Below are 19,931 nucleotides of genomic sequence, written 5' to 3' on the forward strand. Positions count from 1 at the left end.
GCAGCACAGAGCGAAATCAGCAGATGAATAATATTTTATCCGGCCCTATATAGCAAGGGCCGGATTTTTTATCTAGTTGCTGGAAGCTACCTAAACCTATTCTTTTATTAACCTTTCAAGATATAGGATTGACCCGGCTAGTTTTTCCTCAGTAAGTGGAATACCCATGAAATGAATCGATTCCCCAGGAGCAAGCGCATTCGTTGCAATTACCTTTGCCGCTTTTTCGAAGTCAAGGACGCCGAGGGTTTTGAGGCTGTAGGGAAGGGCGATTTCCTTATAAAAAGGAAGCAGTTCCAATACCTCTTCTATTCTTTCCTCAAGTAATAATTGGACGAGGATTCCGTAAGCAACTTTATCCCCATGAAGGACGTTATGGGTTTCCGACAGGTGGGTGAGTGCATTATGGATGGAATGGGCTCCAGCAATCCGTCCGAAACGGTCGCCAAATCCTCCAACCATTCCGCCCGCCATGATATTCGTTTCACAGACCTGGACAAGCTCTGGCGTAACTTTTCCTGCCTCATTCGCCTCGAGAGCCTGTTTCCCGAACGAAAGGAGGTTGGTTTTGCATACGAAGGCAGCTTCCCTTGCTATTTGCATCGGCATAGACCAGTTTTTCACTGGCTTTAATAAGGCATCTGCCTCATACCATTTTGCAAGGGTATCACCGATCCCTGCCCGCAAATAAGCGGGAGGGGAGGCTGCGATTATCGCGGGTTCCACTAGCACTGCCAAGGCGCTCCCCTTAAAGATCGTATAATGAAGGAATCGTCCGCTATTGTCATAAATTACGCTAAGCGGGGTCCATGCGGCGCAGGTTGCCGCAAGAGTGGGGATCAATAGAAAAGGAACTGAGGCAATGTCCCCGGACGCTTTTGTAAGGTCAAGCACTTTGCCGCCGCCGATTGCGATAATCGCGTCATGATTTCCTTTTTGTACAAGCCCGCCAATTCGTTCGATTTCTTCAGGCGAACATTCCCCACGATAGATTTCTTGCCGGAAATCAACTTCTGTTGGAAAGTATGCTTTCGCTGAATCCCACGACTTTCTCCCTGTCAGCAACAGCGGCTTCTTTAAACCGTGGCTGGCTAGAAGGGAGGGGAGACGTTTAAGTATTCCTTTTTCACATACATAATAATTCGGTGCTCCGCGCACTTCAAGGTTTATCATTACAACATCTCCTTAAGACAGAAAGCCAGCACGGAGAGGTGCTGGCTTTTGCAAAAAATAATTAACGGTTTTTCATCCATTCAGGCTTGCCGAACCCTTGGAAGTCACTGTCGATTGTCATTTCGAAGTCTTCTGATTCAACCGCTGCCTTCAGGTCTTTTGCAAGTTGGGAATCAAGGTCTTTTGTATTGACGACAACGCGGTTGCGGTAGTCATCAGGCATATTCTCCAGCTGGAGCGCGTCAAGCAGGTTCATCTTGGCGGCAAGGGCAAAGTTGCCTGGCACAAGGGCGAGATCAACACTTTCAACAGAACGCGGAAGCTGTGCCGCCTCGATTGGAGTGAACTTCAGCTTTTTCGGGTTATCCTTCACATCTTTTTCTGATGCCTTCAGCGGATCAATTGAAGAGTCAATCGTGATCAGCTTGGCGTCTTCAAGGACTCCGAGCGCGCGGGCAAGGTTGGTCGGATCGTTAGGCAAGGAAACTGTGCTGCCGTCCGCAACATCACCGACTGATTTGAATTTATTCGAGAAAATCCCCATTGGGGCAGTTGGCACGATGACGAGTTCGGAAAGCTCCAGTTTGTTTTCTTTTGCGAAGTTTTCCATATAGATTTTATGCTGGAACAGGTTTGCGTCAAGATCTCCATTGCCAAGGGCAAGGTTCGGCTGGACATAGTCACTGAACTCGACGACTTCCACTTTGTACCCTTTCTTCTCAAGGACAGGTTTGATGGCTTTCGTTACCATGTCACTGTATGGGCCAGCTGTGGCACCAATTTTGATATCCTTCTTCTCCCCAATTTCCCCGCCTTTGGACGTTTGTCCAGAACCGCCGCAAGCAGCTAGGACGCCAAGGCATAGCACTAGAATTAGTGAAAGTAAAACTTTTCTCATTTCTCTCTATCTCCTTTGATGTATGTATTTATTTTGAAAAGCGATTGCTTTTGCAAAAGAGTTAACGTTTGTCGACTTTCCGGCTGATTGCGTCGCCGGATAGCTGGATAATCTGGACGAGGCAGATCAGGATGACGATTGTCACAAGCATGACGGTGTTGTCGTAGCGGTAGTAGCCAAAGCGGATGGCCAGGTCACCGATCCCGCCGCCGCCGACAATGCCGGCCATCGCCGAAAAGCCTATTAATGAAATGGTCGTAAGGGTTACACCCTGGACAATCCCCGGTCTCGCTTCTGGCAGCAGGACGTCCTTGATAATCATCCACGGTGTCGCGCCAACCGCGACGGCCGCTTCGATCATACCCTTATCAATTTCTCTTAAGGACGTTTCTACTAATCTCGCGAAAAAAGGAATCGCGGCAACCGATAGTGACACACTGGCGGCGGTCGGGCCGATTGTCGTGCCGGTAATCAATTTAGTCAACGGCAACAGTCCGACAAGCAGAATGATATATGGAATGGAACGGACCATGTTGATCAGAAATCCAAGAATGGAATTAACTGGCCTGTTCTCAAGAAATAGTCCTTTATCGGATACAAATAGCAGTACGCCGAGTGGCAGGCCGGCAACCAAGGCAACGCCAAGCGAGATGAGAACCATCTGGATCGTTTGCAAAAATGCTTTATTCAAGTCAGGAAGCAATTGTTGAATTGTTTCAAGCATGTGCAATCACCTCCACGTGATTCGTCCTGTCAATAAGATAAGAAATAGCTTTGTCAATTTCAGTATTTTCTCCCGTCAATTCCATAATGAAGATGCCTAAAGGAATCGACTGGATGTACTCGATTTTCCCATGAAGGATATTGCCTTTTACCCTGAATTGCTGGAGGACATCCGAGACAATCGCTTCCTCGGCGGCGCCTCCCTTGAAGGTGATTTTTACGACGGTGCCCTGGCGCCGTGCCAAGAGATGTTCCGGCAATTCAAAATGGAGAACGCTGTTGATGAAAGCCTTTGTCAGCGGCTCTTTCGGGTTCGCGAAAATCTCGTAAACCTGTCCTTCCTCGATGATTTTTCCGTCCTGCATGACCGCGATCCGGTCACAGATTTCCTTGACAACATCCATTTCGTGGGTGATCAGGACGATGGTGAGGCCAAGTTCGCGGTTGATTTTTTTCAAAAGGGAAAGGATGGACTTTGTCGTACTCGGATCGAGCGCCGACGTCGCTTCATCGCATAGAAGGACATTCGGATCATTCGCGAGTGCCCTGGCGATGCCGACACGCTGCTTTTGCCCGCCACTCAGCTGTGACGGATAAACATCCCGCTTATCGGAAAGTCCGACAAGCTCGAGCAATTCCGTCACTCTTATTTCAATTTCAGCACTGTACTTCCCGGCGGCTCTTAAAGCAAACGCGACATTTTCGAAAACTGTTTTAGAAGAGACGAGATAAAAGTGCTGAAAAATCATCCCGATTTTCTGCCTCGCTTCACGCAGGCGTTTATCTGACAGGGAGGTTAGTTTCACCCCATCGATGGTGATTTCACCTGATGTCGGCTTTTCCAATAAGTTCAGGCAGCGGAGCAATGAGCTCTTTCCGGCTCCACTGTATCCGACAATCCCGAAGATCTCTCCTTTATTAATCTCAAGCGAGACATTGTCAACGCCAGTTACAATTCCCTTCCTCGTTTTATACTCTTTAACCAAACTATCGATAACAATCATGAAAATCCCCCTGGCATGTGCAAAATCAATCTCTTAATATGTAGTGAAGTTTTGCCTTTTAAAAAAACAAAAAAGCCTCTTTCATTCAGAAAGAGGCATCGTAAACTATCAGTTAACGACTTATCTTTCAGAATGAATCCATTCTGCAGGAAGTGGCACCGTTCCCAAAACTGGTGGTTGCCGGACGTCATAGGGCCTGTCCCTCGGTCTCTCTTGATAAGTGTTTAAGTATGAAATTTATAATCCATATCATAATCCGATAAAAAATGGCTGTCAACAGCTAAATTTCACAGTATTTTCTTGTTACCGCTTACAATGTTGCTAATTAAGGGAATTGTCAAAAAATAAATTTTTGGTTGTTCTTTGACATTTTTGCTGAAATAGGGGAGAAAAGGTGTATGAGGATTGACAAAAATTTTGAAATAAAAGGTGTTAGGGGGGAGAAAATAATGAATTATATGGTTAAGCTGGCAGCGGATATTTCTGATAATCTAATTGGATATACTATTGTTTCTGCTTCGTTGGGGCCGAGTGGAGAAATATGTATTCTTGGAGTGAATGAAGTCCCCGAATTGATTGATGGAATGTTTCCGCCTGTTCAAACTGAAACTACTCTTAATTACAAAGCAGTAATTGGGGGAAAGGGTTATAGGCAGCAAGTAGAAATGAAAAATCAAAAATGGAACTATCACTATATCCAATTAATCGATGAAAACAACATTCTACTGGTATGCGCTCGTGCTAAATTATACAAAGACGGTAAGTTTGACCTGAATGCAAAAGTTTTTGATTTGGACGGAAATTTGGTAAGAGAATTTCTACTTGGTGATGGGATTCAGGATATATTTGTTACAAAGAAGAATAAAATTTGGACATCTTATTTTGATGAAGGCGTTTTAGGGAATTTTGGCTGGAATACCCCGATTGGAAGGTTTGGTTTAAGGTCATGGAATTCAGATGGAAAAGAGTGTTTTTTGTATCCAAACTATGGCTTGCATTTCATTGTTGATTGTTACGCGCTTAATGTTGCGGCTGAGGAGGAAGTTTGGTTTTATTTTTATACAGAGTTTGAACTCGGAAGATACAGCAAAGGTAAACTCGACTATTTTCAGCCAGACGTAAAAGGTTCGGATGGTTTTATTGTGTTTAAAGAGTACTTTTTGTTTCGAGGAGGTTATAATGACCGGGATCAATATATCCTGTTCAAAATGGAGCCTGGAAACAAATTGTCTAAGCTAATGACTATAACCATGGCAAATGAAGAGAATACTATTCTTAACGCCCAACATATAAGTTGCAGAGGGTATGAGATGCTTTTAGTAAATGATAAAAAAGCGTATGTGTTAAACCTAAAAGAATTTTTGCAAGATAGTGGGTTATTATAAAATTCGCTTGAACCTTAAAATGCCGACGCCTTTCAATTCTGAAAGACGCCGGCACAATTTTTAGATTACTTGATTGTCAGTGTGACTGAATTGAAGTTTGAAGCTTTGCTGAATGGGTTGTAGTTATTCTCGATGTTACCCGCGGCGTCGACGGCAAACCAGTTAATGACAGTTGATTTATTGATTTTCAAAGTTTCGGCAGGTTCGCGCGTCCCGGCAAGCCGGAGATGTTGTGATTCGAATGTCGGGCGGCTGCCATCGAGTGTATAGTAGATGGTGGCCGCTTCGCTCGTTTCAAAAGAAACTTCCACTGGCCCTGCGAATTTTCCGTTTCCTGGGACTGCTTTTGTGGAAGGCGGCTGTTTATCCTTTGATTGGTTGTAAGCAACCTTGATCAAGCCAATCAGTCCATTTGCAAATTCCATTGCCTCTTCATGGCCCTCTTCATAAGTTGGCTGGAATCCAACGGCTCGCCACCTGTTCGCAGTGGAATCCCAAAGATCCGCGCCGACTTCAAAGTTCCAAGCGTATATTCCTTTTTCATACCAGAGGTAGTCTGCTGAGTTTCCGGCTGCGGAGTATAATACATCCGGAATCGGACCTGTACGGCTAGGCAAAATTACGGTTCCGCGATGATCCAGAATGTCATTCAGGATTTCGTTCGAAGCAGCCCAGTAGAAGGCTTCCTGCCCAGCTGTCGGGCGCGGCAAGGTAACTCGTTTAGGATCATAGGAGCCTGGGGACCACATGAAGTAGCCGCCATAGCTATGGATATTCATCGCAAATTTAATATTTGAATATTTATCCGCGAGCCAGACAAGATTCCTTGCCTCTGGCTCTGAATTTTCCGCTGGACCCGCGTAAGTTGAACTTAAGCAATTCGTGCTGGAGGCGCCAACATATCCGTCAAAGACAGAACCGACAGAATGGTTCCGGTTCAAGTCAACTCCCCAGCCGTTGCGGTTTGCTGGGTCGGATTGGGCAGGTCCGCAATGATTGGTCATATTTTTTCGCTGCATATTGTAATCGTAGAAGCTGTAATTTGCGCCATCAGGGTTCACAGAAGGAATTAGGAAAATGTCGAGGTTGTTCACGAGCTGTTTCGTTTCCCCGTCATGCGCATAATTCCGTAATAACCGCTCGGCTGTTTCAATTGTCACAAGCGGAGTCACCCACTCACGGGCATGTTCCTGAGCATAGCCTAGGACACCTGGCTTGGAACCGTCGCGATACTTCCCGATGCGAATGGCTTTAACGGTTTGTGGGTCGCGTGAAACATATTCAGGAGCGTTCAGGTTGTCCGATAGGTTACTAGAGGCTGCGGCTACTACACCTGTCCCCACATTTCCTCGGTATGTCATGGCCGTAACAGGGCTGTTTGCGTTTGCATTAAGAGCATCAACGACTTGTTTTGCTGTACTTGTTATTTTTCCGGATGTATCAGTCGCCAGATTGACGGTGATTTTTTTGCCATCTATCGCCACTTTTAAGGGCTGGCTGGCTTGTCCAGGATTTTTAAACTCGACTGTAATATCATTTCCGCCTTCATGGCCCCATGCTTTTGAGGAGACGACTACTGCGGAAGATGTTACGCTGCCAATTGTTGCCTGGGCAAGGCGGCGGTACCCGTTTGTCTTATTTGGCATGTCGATAATTTCGACTAAATCCGGGAATTCATTGGCCAGCTGTTCTGCTCTTTCATACAGTTCATAAGGATCCATATAATGGTCGACAAATTCCTTGGCGTAATGCTTTTTCGGATTGCCTTTTTTCACTTCTCCAAGCCATTCTGTAACAGGGCTGGAGGCCGTGCCGCCAAGATTACTCGTTATGGAAACGCTTTCAGGAATAGCCGTGACCGGGACCTCGAACCAGTGATACATATATTCCCCATAATCCACAAATCGGCTTAATGTTACTTTTTTCTCCACTCCATTTTCAATCCATGAAGCAGTCAATGCTGTACTTGCGCTTGTACCCGCGCTGGTTTTCGCCTCTACATAAAGGAAGGTTGCCGACTGGTTCGTATAATGGTTGGCCCTCAATACTTTGATGGTATCTTCAGCTGCCGCTAGTGCTGACTGGCTCTGTGCAGCAGCATTCCTTTCAGTTGTCCGTTCATTCCACTGGGCTTCAGTGATGAGAGTTTCCTTTACCTTAATCCCATGCTTCCTTAATTCTTTAATTTCTGAAGGAGTGACAACGACATCAGCCTCGATTACATCATCGTGCTGGTGGACATTGTGGGTCAGGTCAATCCCCATTTCCGCCATTTTATCAAGAGCCGGTTTGTTCGGTACTTCGAGCTGGACGATGGAAGGGGACTCTTCAGGGAGGATTGGTTCGCCTTCAAGCTGCGCGGCGCGGATAACGCCTGGATGGCCAAGGGCCGGGTACACGGTTGTAAATCCTAACGCGCCAATTGCCGCAACAACGACCAGGCCATTCATGAATTTCTTTTTTCGTCTCAATCGATACACCTCCTATGTAGTTCCACTAAAGTGGACAAGATTATTATAGTTTAAAGATTCAGAATATTATGTAGGTAATTAGGCCAAAATTTCGGTTTTCGAAGTAGTAGTAATTTACCAAGTTAGCGAGCTGTCGCTTTAAATTAGTTTAATAATCTGATTGAATACTATTTTTGCAAAATAGGCCTCAAAGGAGATATCTGAGTCCGACCGGAAACAGAGTATACGTGAAGGCGAAGGATGCAAAAGGAAATGTGAGTGCGACAAGAATGGTGACAGTTTCAAAGTAAGAATTAAACGATTAAACAATCTAAACGAAAAAACCGTCCATTGCCAACGGCAGTGAACGGTTTTTTGTTGATTATTATAAGTTGCGAATTTCTTTAGAGCCCGAAGGCCAGGTCGCCGCTAGTCGTTCGGTCACTAAGTCTGCGTTTAGAGCCCGGAGGCCAGGCTACCGGTAGTCGTTCGGTCACTAAGTCTGCGTTTAGAGCCCGAAGGCCATGCTGCCGGTAGTCGTTCGGTCACTAAGTCTGCGTTTAGAGCCCGGAGGCCAGGTTGCCGGTAGTCGTTCGGTCACTAAGTCTGCGTTTAGAGCCCGAAGGCCAGGCTGCGGGTAGTCGTTCGGTCACTAAGTCTGCGTTTAGAGCCCGGAGGCCAGGCTGCCTGTAGTCGTTCGGTCACTAAGTCTTCGTTTAGAGCCCGAAGCCCGGGTTGCCAGTCCTCGTTCGGTCACTAAGTCTGCGTTTAGAGCCCGAAGCCCAGGTTGCCAGTCCTCGTTCGGTCACTAAGTCTGCGTTTAGAGCCCGAAGGCCAGGCTGCCGGTAGTCGTTCGGTCACTAAGTCTGCGTTTAGAACCCGAAGGCCAGGCTGCCTGTAATCGTTTGGTCACTAAGTCTTCGTTTAGAGCCCGAAGGCAAGGCTGCCGGAGGTGGTTCGGTCACTAAGTCTGCGTTTAGAGCCCGAAGGCCAGGCTGCCGGTAGTCGTTCGGTCACTAAGTCTGCGTTTAGAGCCCGAAGGCCCGGTTGCCGATAGTGGTTCGGGGTCTAAGTCGATTTTAATTTTGCTCAAATGAATAACTGGAATCAAAAGAGCCAGCAAAGGTATTGGCGTGTTATCTTTGTTAGTTCCTGATATTGTTAATTCTTTTCCTCGGTTATCACAACTTCCCGGAAACCTTCTTCAGTTGCCTCAGCCATCTTGACCTTAGTGATTAAAGAGGCTCTGGCGATTAAATGAGCGGAGACCGGGGCTGTCAAAAATACGAAAAATATCCCAAGTAACAGCCGGACACTTAAATAACCTTCACTTAGGAAGAAGAATAAAAACGTGCCGACGAGCGTGAATAAAACGCCGAGCGTCGAACTTTTGGAAGCTGCGTGGACCCGTGTATACACATCCGGAAGGCGGATCAAGCCAATTGAGCTCAAAAAACTGGCCAGTGTGCCGGTCAATATGAAGATGGCGGTAATCACTTCACTGAGGGCGCCTAGGTTCAATGGCCGCACCCCTTTCCAGGAATCTCGCAAAAGCGAGTGTCCCAATAAATGATAATATTCCAATCAGGAGGATGACTTCGAAAAACGCATGTGTCCTCAGGATGACAGAGGTGACTGCAACAGCGGCGATCGAGGTGATGCCAATTGAGTCAAGAGCCTGGATCCTGTCCGGGAGGGAAGGCCCTTTGATAAGCCGATAGATCGTTGCGATGAAGGAAAGAGCCAGAAACAATAACGAAATCTTCAATATGATCACAAACATTTCCGGGTCACCTTCTTAATTGAATTTTCGAATCTGACTTGCGACTTCAAAATCGCTTCATTCGAATCTGATGTATCAAGGACATGGACAAATAACGACTTTTTATCCTCTGACACATCCATGACGACAGAACCTGGTGTTAAGGTGACGAGGAGGGCGAGGAGGGTTACCTCGATGTCTGTTTCTAGATCGGTCTCAAGCGTCAGTGTACCAGGGCTGATTGCTAATTTTGGGCGTATGACATGGCTGATAACGGCATAGCCGGAAATGAATAATTCATGAATGAAAACCGCCGCGAGCTTGGCGATATTAATAAAAGTCGTCAAATAAAAATTATCCGGGAGGAAGCGTCGCAATAAAAACAGGACGATGATCCCGACGAAATAGCCGCTGGCGAACGTAAGGGGGCTCCAGTCTTCCTGGAGAGCCGTCCAAAGCAGTGCAATAAATAGATTGGTTAATACCTGTAAAGCCATAGCGGCCACCCCATTCTAAGAGAGTTTAAGTATGCTTTTGCAAAAAAAAGCATTAGTTCTTGTCCAGTACTGCATTAATATAAAGGGAAGGATTCATTAAGCTCTCAACAGCAAGCTCACTAAAGGAAGAAATTCCTTCCGCGCCAAGTCCAAGCACGATGGTCAAAGCAGTCAAAGTGGCAAGGGGAAACAGCATGCCTTTCTTGATTTCCTTCGCATCTTCTTCCCCAATATAAGGTTCTCCCCAAAAGCCGTTCATAAAGATTTTCATGACGGAATACAAGACCATCAAGCTTGTGAACAGGCCAAGCCCTCCTAACCAGTAGTATCCTGCTTCAAATGTCCCTTCCGTAATAAACACCTTGCCGATGAAGCCGCTGAATGGCGGAATCCCCGCCACAGATAAAGCAGCGATGAAGAACATCCATCCTAAGGCAGGATACGTCCTGATCAGCCCGCTGATATCCTTTAAGCTCGCTGTCCCGGTCATTGCAATAACCGTCCCGCCAATTAGGAAGAGGAGGGCTTTGATAAGAATGTCATGGATTAAATAGTAGAGTGCCCCCGTAAATCCTTCGGCCGTACCGGAAGCAAGTCCGGCAAAAATAAATCCTACCCCGATAATGACGTTGTACGTTAAGATTCTCTTTATATCCGAATAGGCGATGGCGCCTATCGCACCGAGAACCATGGTCAGGGCGCTCATAATGCCAATAACGAGATGAGTTTTGTTCGGCTCATGATAAAAGACAAGGGTAAAGATTCTGAACATCGAATAAATGCCAACCTTTGTCAAAAGGGCCGCAAAGATAGCGGCAATCGCTGTTGGAGGCGCGCTATAGGAACCTGGAAGCCAGAAAAAGAGCAGCAAGCCTGCTTTTAAGCTGAATACAATCAAAAACAGGAAGGAGATCGCTGTCAACAAACCATCCTGACCGGCTTCAGCCACGCGGACTGACAGGTGGGCGAAATTCAACGTGCCCAAGGTGGCATATAAGGTTGCAATGGCCACAAGGAAAAGGACGGAGGAAACCAGGTTTACAAGCACATATTTGATTGACTCCCTCAGCTGTATCTTTGTTCCCCCGATTGAAATAAGGACATAGGAAGAGATCAGCATTACTTCAAAACAAACGAAAAGATTGAAAATGTCGCCAGTGAGAAACGATCCATTTACACCTGCGAGTAAAAACAAGAACAGCGGATAAAAGTAATGCCTCTCCCGTTCCTCGCCGATCGAGCGGAAGGCGTACATCAGGCAAAACAGCGAGACAACGCAAGCTGTCAAAAGAAGGAGGGCGGAGAACATATCCGCTGCCAGGCTGACTCCAAAAGGCGCCTCCCATCCGCCAATGTGAAGAACCTGGATGCCCTTTTCTTTAATCTGAGCAATTATCAGTGCTGAAACTGCCCCTGTCCCGGCGATCGCTGCAATCCCGAGCAGCCGGTGAATCCTGATTTTATTTTTAATCACCACCATGATCATCCCGGTAATTAACGGGATGATGATTGGCAGTATGAGTAAATTATTCATTTTCATTACCTCTCATTTGGTTCGTGTCATCTGTGCCAAGCACCTTGTATGCACGATAGCTAAGGACAAGGAAAAGGGCGGTTGTCCCGAAGTTAATGACGATAGCAGTCAATATAAGCGCCTGCGGCAATGGGTCCGTATAGGTTTCACTGCCGATTCCAAGCAGGGGAGGCGCGCCTTTCTTCAATCCGCCCATCGTAAGAATCAGCAGGTTGACCGCATGGCTGATAAGGGAAGTTCCCAAAATGATTTGCAGCAGTTTTTTTTCCAAAAGCAAATACGTTCCAATGGTAAAAAGGACACCGATGATTACAGAGAGCATCGTTTCCATTATGATCGGTTCCCGCTAATAGTTATGATAATGGTCATGGCGGTGCCAATGACGGCGAATGCTACTCCAAGGTCGAACAACATCGCTGTTGCCAGCTCGGTTTTGCCGAAAATCGGGAGGTTGAAATAATCGAATTCCTGTGTAAGGAACGGGGAACCGAATACGATGCTGCCCGCTCCCGTAAAGACAGCGGTCAATACCCCTATAGCTGCCATTGAGGTGAAATTCACGGGCATGTTTTCCCGTACCGATTCGATATCATAGGTCAGGAAAAGAAGCGTGATGGCACTGGCAAAAGCAAGCCCGCCCACAAAACCGCCCCCGGGATGATGGTGTCCCGAGAAGAAAAGATTAATGGCGAAAGTGAGAATGATGATAACGGCAACTCTTGTTACCGTCTGCAGGATGACGTCATTTCGTTTCTTCATTCTTCCCGCCTCCGTTTAATTCAAGTTTAATTAACGTAAAAACGCCGAGTGCCGCGATGGCAAGTACTGAAATTTCAAGCATTGTATCAATGCCCCTGAAGTCGACAAGTATCGCATTCACGATATTTTTGGCTCCAGCCAACTCATAGGCGTCCGTATAATAGCTTGAGATTGGCTCAAACAGCCTGTTGCCATTGGCCGCCAGCGCAAACAGAGTAACAGTGGTTCCGGCGCCTAAAGAAATCAGCAGGTTTAGCGGTTTCAATGGAACACGTTCCGCCTTTTTAAAAAGTTTTGGCAGATGATAGTAACTTAGAAGGAATAAAACAGTTGTCGCTGTTTCGATGACCAATTGCGTAAGGGCCAGATCGGGTGCCCTGAAAATCACAAAGAAAACCGATACAATGTAGCCCAATCCCCCGAGGGCGAGAACCGCTACCATTCGTGATTTTGCAAAAAGCACCGTGAAGCCCGCCGCCAGCATAGCAACAGCCAAGGCTCCTTCAAAGAAGGAAATTGGCGCGGAATTCTCTGAATGAAATGACAGCCTGTTTGAAATAAGAAGCGCACCTCCTGCGAGCACGATTAGAAAGCCAAATGCATAAAGAAGGTAATGCCTCGTATATCCTGTCATATACCGTTCGGTCAGTGAACGGGAGCCTTCTTCTCCCTTTTCCAGCATGAGGGCATAGAAGTTATTCAGTGTAAGGGAATGTGGATATCTCCACAATAACCCCACCCATTTTTTTAAATACCGATAGAGGAAATAGCCTCCTATAACAACGCCAATCGTCATGATCAGTTCAGCATTCATTCCATGCCAGGCACTGATTTTTTTTGCAAAAACACCTTCCGGCATCCCAGGTAAAACCGAATGGGCGGCCTGCTGGAGGAGATGCTCGGAAAGGACGTTTGGAAAAAAGAAAATCCCGACAACGAGGACAGCCAGCACAATCGGGGGAATCAGCATCCCGAGCGGGGCCTCGTGCGGCTTTTTATCCAATTTTTCAGGCCTATATTTCCCTCGGAAAGTTTTAAAGACCAGAATCATGCAATAAATAAACGTAAAGACACTTGCAATCCAAGCGAGGAGCGGAAACAGCAGTCCAAGCGTTTCCATCTTGAAAAAAGTCATCTTTGATGCGTTCAGTAACGCTGTGAAAAACATTTCCTTGCTTAAGAAGCCATTGAAGGGAGGCAGGCCTGCCATCGAAAATGCACCGATTACCGCCAGCGTGAAGGATACTGGCATGACCTGCATCAAGCCTCCAAGCCTGCGAATATCACGTGTGCCGGTTTCATGGTCAATTATGCCGACAACCATAAAAAGCGCTCCTTTAAAGGTTGAATGGTTAATCAGATGAAAAACGGCAGCCAAAATAGCGAAAGCATAAAGGGAAGACTCTTCGCCCCCTGTCTTATACAACGCCGCCGAACCCAATCCGAACAGGCTCATGATCAGACCCAGCTGGCTGACAGTCGAATAGGCAAGTAAAGCTTTTAGATCCGTCTGTTTTACGGCATTTATTGAACCGTACAGCAGCGTAATGAGACCAGTCCCGGAAACAAGCCAGAACCATTCCGGTTCTCCGCCGAAAACAGGGGTAAAGCGGGCGACAAGGTAGATGCCTGCCTTGACCATCGTCGCTGAATGGAGATAAGCGCTGATGGGAGTAGGGGCTTCCATCGCGCCTGGCAGCCAGATGCTGAACGGGAACTGGGCTGACTTTGTAAAAGCGCCAAGCAAAATCAATAACATTGCCGGTAGGAAAAGGGAATGGGAAGCAATGTCGCCGCCATTGGCTATCATTTCCCGGATGCTGAACGTTCCGGAGATCATTGAGAGCATAATGAAGCCAGCAAGCATCGCCATGCCGCCAAATATCGTGATCAGCATCGATTTTTGCGCGCCATAACGCGAGCCCTCCCGCTGGTACCAATAGGCGATCAATAAGAAGGAAGAGATGCTTGTCAGTTCCCAGAACACATATAGAACGAGGAGATTGTCCGAGAAAACGATCCCAAGCATTGCGCCCATGAACAATAGCATGTAAACATAGAAATTTCCGAGCGCTTCTCTATGCTTGGACATATAATAGATGGAATATAGGATGACGAGGGCTCCTATACCTGTAATCAGCAATCCGAAAATAAGGCTGAGCCCATCAACGTAAATGCTGAAATGAAGATCGAATGATGGCATCCAAGGGATAGAATACAGGAAATCCTGACCTTTTGAGATGCGTGGCAAAAAGCGGAGCAGATATAGAAAGATGGCGATTGGGACGAAGAGGACGAACCAACCGGTGTGCACTCGCGGGGCAAAATATTTATATAAAAATGGCACTAAAATGGCGAAGAAAAAAGGTACTAAAATCAAATAGTGCAGGGAATGCAATTTAACCGCCTCCTTTTTTATTTTTGCGGGTGGTTTTTTCTAGATATGTCAAGAGCCGAATAATAGCTGGCATTTCTCCGGTGTAGAAAAGAGAACAGCATAAAGATGGGATTGACTAGCATGGTAGCTTAAGATATAGTCATACACAGCACTCATTATTAAATTTTGTTAAAATTTCACATCTATGCAGAGGTGACATTGGAATGAAAAAAATTAAGGGGCGTATGGACGAAAGCATTCTTGTTTGTGTCTATTACGGCCCGAATGGTGAACGTCTGATCCAGCGGGGCTGCAAGATTGCGGGTATGCTGGATTGTCCGCTTTACATCCTGACTGTTGATGCAAAGCCTTTTAGCGAAATGGATGCGGAAAAATCCCATTACATCGACAAGTGGAAAAAAATCGCAGATGCCCATGGCGCTGACTCATTTATCTTAATGGATAATGAGAAAAGGCCTGTGACTAAGGTGATTGCCGAAGTGGCCAGGGAAAAGCAAGTAACGCAAATCATACTGGGCCAGACAGCGCAAAGCAGATGGGAGCAGATCGCTAAAGGATCCATTATCAATTCTTTATTGAAGGAAATCCCGTTTGTGGATTTGCATATTGTCTCCGTTCCCCGTTATTTAAAGGAAGCAGAGGGCTTTTTTGAAAAAGGAATCCGCGCGTATCTTGTACAAGACGGCGAAAACTTCAGGGTAGCCTTTAAGCATACAAAGGATGTATTGTTCGAAGGGATCTTTTTCAAGGAACAGGGAACAGATTTCAACACGGGTGTTTTCAAGTTTATGAAAGAACAGCAAGTGCAGCATGTTCAGGTGGTTGACGATGTGGTCGTGTCTCTTGAAAATGTTGATATGGATTTGGATATCCAGGAACAAAATGATGATTAAAAGTATTGCCTCCGCACGGGTGAAGCGGAGGTTTTTTATTTTTCGTTATGAACAGGATGGTCTATTAAAGCTTCGATTTATTCCTATAGGTTAACATCCACCCGGATAGGGGCTTCCTGTCCTGGTTGAATTCCGATATATTTCAGGGTTTCTTTAGGGCTATGATGATTAAAAACCGCCATCAAAAGAGAAATGGCAATCCCTTTTCGATAGGCATGATAGCCGAAGGTTTTCCTGAGTGTGTGCGTGCCTATTTTTCCGGAAACTCCTACTTTTTTCGCGGCGGCATTGATAATTCGGTAAGCCTGCTGCCGAGTAATGGGAAGTTCGTTCTTTTTTGACTTGAACAGATAGGAACAACCGGCTAGTTTATGCTCTTTAAGATACGGCTCCAATTCATTTCGGATGCTGTTATTCAAATAGAAAGCCTTCGCTTCTTCCTCATCGTTTTCATGAATGATTAAGAATTCATTCATGGAATCTTCGTCCCAAACATCTTTCACTCTAAGGGAAAGTAAATCGCTGACCCTGATGCCGGTATTGATCCCGAACACAAAAAGTAATACATCCCGCTGGGAATGGCCTCTTAATTCTTCCTTTATCGCGTTAATCTGTTCAATATCTTTAATAGGGTCAACGAACTCCACTTCAATTCCTCCTAATGTTACATAATAGGATTTTAACACAATTTATGTTACATCACTAAACTGTTAACACTAAAATTTACAGAAACTTTACAAACGGAATTATTTAGATTTCGCCGCTTGGAAATATTTCTTTTTTAGAACATACAAGCTAACAAGAAGAGTAACGATGGAGATAAATTTACTGGCCAAGATTAAACGTGCTGTATAGCTCTTATCGACTGGTATAAAGGGAAGGGCAACCAAGATTGCTACGAAGGCAATTAGTATAAGAAGCGCTAGAAAGGCGTATCTATAAGACTTATTAATAATGATCAAACCGGTTTGGCTACTGGCAGAGACAAATATAGAAGTCATGTAGCCAAGCACGACGACTAATAAATACACCAATAAGACGATGCTGATTTCGATACTCATAAAATCACTCCTCATTGTATTTTAAGAAGTAATGAAACTGGGGGATGAAGCAGCTTGAGATAAAATAATGTTACTTAATATTATATTATCATATGTTTATGTAACGTATAGGATCATTTGATTATAGAAAAACAGCAGGTTTTAAATGGGAACTTTCCATTGAAATTCATTATCAACATACATAATTAGGCAACAAAGATGTGGCTGAATATCGACAATTATATGTGAAGTAGTGAGCAAATAAATTAATGAAGTTATGATGTAAGCGCGGGGTAATGGATAATATTTACAACACAAATGTAGTGTAAAGGAGCTAACACTGTGGCCAATACGGTACCAATTGATGCAGACGAACAGTCGTTTGATATGGAGACAGAAGCTTTCCTTCAAAAGAGGCTCTATCTGAATACAATTTTGAGATATTTACTGGATCATCCGCCAGAGCTCAATGAAATAAAAAGAATTGGCACCGATTCCTCCTTTTTACCCTTACTTTCCTGTTGCGAGGGCGGTGTGCTGCTATCTTCGTGGATAGAGCAGCCGGGTAGTCTCACTGCAGAAAAAGCTGGTGAACTTAAAGACGAATTTACTTATTTATTTGTTGGCCCCAACGTCCTTCCGGCTCCTCCGTGGGAATCCGTCTATCTTGGGAAAGAAGCTCTCTTATTTGAAGAAACGACATTAAAGGTGAGGGAGTGTTATAAAGACTTTGGTTTATCTTTCATTCATGAAAATCGGGAGGCAGAAGACCATATTCTAATAGAGATGGAGTTTCTCGGATACTTAATTACAGAGTCTATTGAAAAAAATGAACCAGCTCGGAATAAGGAACTATTGATAGGCCAAATTAATTTCTTGGAAGAACACTTTCTGAAATGGGCACCCAAATTTTGCGAGAAACTGCTGGAGCATTGCAAAACAGAGTGGTATCAGGGCATAGCCTTACTTTTGGAGGAATATATCAATCTCGAAATAATTGCATTGGGTATGATGAAGGAGGCAGTGAAAAATGACTGAGAAAAATTCACAGGGCAACAAGTTGTCCCGACGTTCTTTTCTGAAATGGACAGGCGCTTTATCTGTCCCTGTCGTAGCGAGCGGGGTAGTTTCGGCAAAGTATTTAAAAAAGAATACTAGTGTAGCGAAAGTAAAATCTTCCCCCATTCCCGAGAAGATTATTCCAACCTGCAGTACATTTGACTGTGGTGGGAAATGTATGGTGAAGGCCCATGTAAAAGACGGCGTCATTGTAAGGGTCAGCGCCAGGGCTTCCGGCGAGTTGGATGAGCAGAATCCATTTATGAAAGCGTGTGTCAGGGGCAGGAGCTATAGGAAGTATCAATATCATCCCGACAGGCTGAAATATCCAATGAAGCGGACTGGCAAACGCGGTGAAGGAAAATTTGAGCGGATTTCATGGGAAGAGGCAATAGACATTATTACGAGTGAAACAAAGAGAATTACAGATAAATATGGCCCTGAATCTAGATACGTGCACCAGGGAACTGCCGTAACGGGAGGATCGATGGGCGGTGCGGCGCTTGCAAGGAGACTGTTCTCCCTCAATGGAGGTCATCTGAGCTATTATCATTCCGTTTCAATGGGCAACACCGCGGCAGCGACGCCTTACACGTATGGAACGCACCAAACCGGCAGTTCGCTGGATTCACTTGAACATACAAATTTAGTTATACTTTGGGGGCATAATCCGTCAGAAACCATTTTCGGGAATACGAATCATTATTACCTCAAGCTTAAGAAAAAAGGAGTTAAATTCATTTCTGTTGACCCGCGGTACTCCGATACGGCGGCTGCTTTTGCAGATGAATGGATCCCGCTTTTGCCAGGGACCGATAACGCCCTCATGGATGCGATGGCTTATGTCATTGTGAAGGAGAATCTTCATGATAAAGAATTTTTGCAAAAATATGTCGTTGGCTTCGACGAGGAGCATATGCCTGAAGGAGTTCCGGCCAACGAATCGCTAACGTCCTATTTGTTCGGCAAAAAAGACGGACTGGAAAAAACGCCTGAATGGGCCGAAAAGATTACGAAAGTACCTGCCGAAAAAATCCGCGGGCTAGCAAGAGAGTATGCAAATGCAAAACCTGCCGCCCTCATCCAGGGCTGGGGCCCACAGCGCCATGCAAGCGGCGAACGAATCGCGCGGGGCGGGACAATGCTCGCAGTCATTACAGGCAATGTCGGGAAGGCGGGAGGCTGGGCATCCGGGTACGGCGGCATCCAGCGCAAATTCCCGGTCGACGTTCCGGAACCCGAAAATCCTTTTAAAGGTTCGATTTCCATCATGTCCTGGACAGAAGCGATTACCGATGCAGCCAGCATTACGCCTGCTGAAGGGCTGAAGGGAGTGGATAAACTTACAACGAATGTGAAGCTAATTTATAATCTTGCAGGAAACTACCTGGTCAACCAGCAGCCTGATATCAATAAAACAATTAAGATTCTTGAGGATGAAAACCTCGTTGAATTCATTGTTGTCAGTGACCACTTCCTGACTCCGAGTGCAAAATATGCGGACATCCTATTGCCGGAAACGACCTTCTTTGAGCGTTGGAATCTTGGCGGCTCCTGGGCATCGGGCGACTATTTTATCTTATCTGAAAAGGTTGTCGAAAACTTCTATGAAGCGCGATCCGATTACGAATGGCTTTCGGAGGTTGCAAAAGGGCTTGGGGTAGGAGTGGAATTTACAGAAGGCAGGGATGAGGTCGGCTGGATAAAATACATCCTGGATGAAACGAGAAAGGTGGAGCCTGATACGCCTACCTTTGAAGAACTGAAGAAAAAGCGAATCCATTACTGGCGGTATGACGGACCAAGAATTGCTTTCAAAGAACAAATTGACGATCCAGAAAACAATAAATTTGAAACACCTTCTGGCAAAATCGAACTGTTCTCCAATTTGCTATATGAAATGAAGAACCCTGAAATACCCGCGATTCCATCCTACGTACCGGAATGGGAGGGAGCGGAAGACCCGTTGAAAGAGAAGTTCCCGCTTCAATGCATTACGTGGAAAGGGAAAAACCGGATGAATTCCAGCTTCTTCAACCACCCGTGGCAACAGCAGGTCGCCAAACAAAAGTTATGGATCAATCCAATCGATGCAGAAGTACGCAAGTTGAAACAGGGTGATTCCTTCAGGGTATTTAATGATAGAGGAACAATGGTGATTCCTGTGGAAGTGACACCAAGAATCATTCCAGGGGTAGTTGCCATGCAGGCCGGAGCCTGGTACAAACCAGATGAAAAAGGCATTGATCACGGAGGCTGCCCAAATGTCTTAACCTCACAGCGAAGGACACCGCTAGCCAATGGAAATGCCCACCAAACTATGCTCGTAGAAGTAACAAAGGCCTAAAGGAGGGGG

18 protein-coding genes and 1 riboswitch are annotated in these 19,931 nt (G+C 45.7%); of the genes, 4 read left to right on the forward strand and 14 right to left on the reverse strand.

Features of this window, described 5'->3' with window-relative positions; genetic code table 11:
• Positions 1-96: 96 nt before the first annotated feature.
• The 4 genes from BN1002_RS08575 to BN1002_RS08590 all read right to left on the reverse strand — a co-directional run bounded on the left by BN1002_RS08575 (position 97) and on the right by BN1002_RS08590 (position 3,798).
• A complete protein-coding gene (locus BN1002_RS08575; RefSeq protein ID WP_048824582.1) occupies positions 97-1,173 on the reverse strand; it encodes an iron-containing alcohol dehydrogenase family protein in 1,077 nt (358 codons plus the stop codon).
• Positions 1,174-1,234: 61 nt separating this feature from the next.
• The gene (locus BN1002_RS08580) at positions 1,235-2,071 is read right to left on the reverse strand and encodes a MetQ/NlpA family ABC transporter substrate-binding protein (RefSeq protein ID WP_048824583.1); all 837 of its coding nucleotides are present in this window, start codon (positions 2,069-2,071) and stop codon (positions 1,235-1,237) included.
• A gap of 61 nt (positions 2,072-2,132) precedes the next feature.
• Positions 2,133-2,795: a methionine ABC transporter permease gene (locus BN1002_RS08585; RefSeq protein ID WP_048824584.1), complete on the reverse strand. Its 663-nt coding sequence runs from the start codon at positions 2,793-2,795 to the stop codon at positions 2,133-2,135.
• Complete coding sequence (locus BN1002_RS08590) at positions 2,788-3,798, reverse strand: methionine ABC transporter ATP-binding protein (protein WP_048824585.1); 1,011 nt, start codon at positions 3,796-3,798, stop codon at positions 2,788-2,790. The genes BN1002_RS08585 and BN1002_RS08590 overlap by 8 nt, the downstream gene beginning before the upstream one ends.
• A 117-nt stretch (positions 3,799-3,915) precedes the next feature.
• Positions 3,916-4,021, reverse strand: a riboswitch (SAM riboswitch).
• A 175-nt stretch (positions 4,022-4,196) separates the two neighbouring features.
• Between BN1002_RS08590 and BN1002_RS08595 the strand changes: the two genes are divergently transcribed.
• Positions 4,197-5,183 (forward strand): hypothetical protein, encoded by a 987-nt coding sequence (locus BN1002_RS08595; RefSeq protein ID WP_197072771.1) that lies wholly within the window; start codon positions 4,197-4,199, stop codon positions 5,181-5,183.
• A 65-nt stretch (positions 5,184-5,248) separates the two neighbouring features.
• Here BN1002_RS08595 and BN1002_RS08600 read toward each other — a convergent pair whose 3' ends face one another.
• The 8 genes from BN1002_RS08600 to BN1002_RS08635 all read right to left on the reverse strand — a co-directional run bounded on the left by BN1002_RS08600 (position 5,249) and on the right by BN1002_RS08635 (position 14,583).
• Entirely contained in the window at positions 5,249-7,654 is a 2,406-nt protein-coding gene (locus BN1002_RS08600; protein ID WP_052445626.1) for a M14 family metallopeptidase, read from the reverse strand.
• A 1,140-nt stretch (positions 7,655-8,794) separates the two neighbouring features.
• Positions 8,795-9,154: a monovalent cation/H(+) antiporter subunit G gene (gene mnhG / locus BN1002_RS08605; protein WP_048824586.1), complete on the reverse strand. Its 360-nt coding sequence runs from the start codon at positions 9,152-9,154 to the stop codon at positions 8,795-8,797.
• Complete coding sequence (locus BN1002_RS08610; RefSeq protein WP_048824587.1) at positions 9,132-9,416, reverse strand: Na(+)/H(+) antiporter subunit F1; 285 nt, start codon at positions 9,414-9,416, stop codon at positions 9,132-9,134. Before BN1002_RS08610 ends, mnhG begins: the two co-directional genes overlap by 23 nt.
• Complete coding sequence (locus BN1002_RS08615) at positions 9,407-9,892, reverse strand: Na+/H+ antiporter subunit E (protein WP_048824588.1); 486 nt, start codon at positions 9,890-9,892, stop codon at positions 9,407-9,409. The genes BN1002_RS08610 and BN1002_RS08615 overlap by 10 nt, the downstream gene beginning before the upstream one ends.
• A 52-nt stretch (positions 9,893-9,944) precedes the next feature.
• Positions 9,945-11,426 carry a Na+/H+ antiporter subunit D gene (locus BN1002_RS08620; RefSeq protein WP_048824589.1) on the reverse strand — a complete coding sequence of 494 codons (1,482 nt, stop codon included), beginning with the start codon at positions 11,424-11,426 and terminating at the stop codon, positions 9,945-9,947.
• Positions 11,419-11,757: a Na(+)/H(+) antiporter subunit C gene (locus BN1002_RS08625; RefSeq protein ID WP_048824590.1), complete on the reverse strand. Its 339-nt coding sequence runs from the start codon at positions 11,755-11,757 to the stop codon at positions 11,419-11,421. The genes BN1002_RS08620 and BN1002_RS08625 overlap by 8 nt, the downstream gene beginning before the upstream one ends.
• Complete coding sequence (locus BN1002_RS08630; protein ID WP_048824591.1) at positions 11,757-12,185, reverse strand: Na(+)/H(+) antiporter subunit B; 429 nt, start codon at positions 12,183-12,185, stop codon at positions 11,757-11,759. Before BN1002_RS08630 ends, BN1002_RS08625 begins: the two co-directional genes overlap by 1 nt.
• The gene (locus BN1002_RS08635; protein ID WP_048824592.1) at positions 12,169-14,583 is read right to left on the reverse strand and encodes a Na+/H+ antiporter subunit A; all 2,415 of its coding nucleotides are present in this window, start codon (positions 14,581-14,583) and stop codon (positions 12,169-12,171) included. Before BN1002_RS08635 ends, BN1002_RS08630 begins: the two co-directional genes overlap by 17 nt.
• 203 nt (positions 14,584-14,786) lie before the next feature.
• Here BN1002_RS08635 and BN1002_RS08640 point away from each other — a divergent pair, with 203 nt between their 5' ends.
• Positions 14,787-15,476: a universal stress protein gene (locus BN1002_RS08640; RefSeq protein ID WP_048824593.1), complete on the forward strand. Its 690-nt coding sequence runs from the start codon at positions 14,787-14,789 to the stop codon at positions 15,474-15,476.
• Between the two features lie 83 nt (positions 15,477-15,559).
• On the opposite strand, the gene BN1002_RS08645 is transcribed toward BN1002_RS08640, so the two are convergent.
• Positions 15,560-16,123, reverse strand: coding sequence for a tyrosine-type recombinase/integrase (locus tag BN1002_RS08645; RefSeq protein ID WP_048824594.1), 564 nt, complete (start codon positions 16,121-16,123; stop codon positions 15,560-15,562).
• Positions 16,124-16,222: 99 nt separating this feature from the next.
• Positions 16,223-16,537 (reverse strand): hypothetical protein, encoded by a 315-nt coding sequence (locus tag BN1002_RS08650; protein WP_048824595.1) that lies wholly within the window; start codon positions 16,535-16,537, stop codon positions 16,223-16,225.
• 321 nt (positions 16,538-16,858) lie between these two features.
• On the opposite strand from BN1002_RS08650, the gene BN1002_RS08655 reads away from it, so the two are divergent.
• Positions 16,859-17,554, forward strand: a complete 696-nt coding sequence (locus tag BN1002_RS08655) for a TorD/DmsD family molecular chaperone (protein ID WP_048824596.1) — start codon at positions 16,859-16,861, stop codon at positions 17,552-17,554.
• Positions 17,547-19,922 (forward strand): DMSO/selenate family reductase complex A subunit, encoded by a 2,376-nt coding sequence (locus BN1002_RS08660; protein WP_048824597.1) that lies wholly within the window; start codon positions 17,547-17,549, stop codon positions 19,920-19,922. The genes BN1002_RS08655 and BN1002_RS08660 overlap by 8 nt, the downstream gene beginning before the upstream one ends.
• The last annotated feature ends 9 nt before the right edge of the window (positions 19,923-19,931 follow it).

The sequence above is a fragment of the Bacillus sp. B-jedd genome (assembly GCF_000821085.1).
Taxonomy (GTDB): domain Bacteria; phylum Bacillota; class Bacilli; order Bacillales; family Cytobacillaceae; genus Bacillus_D.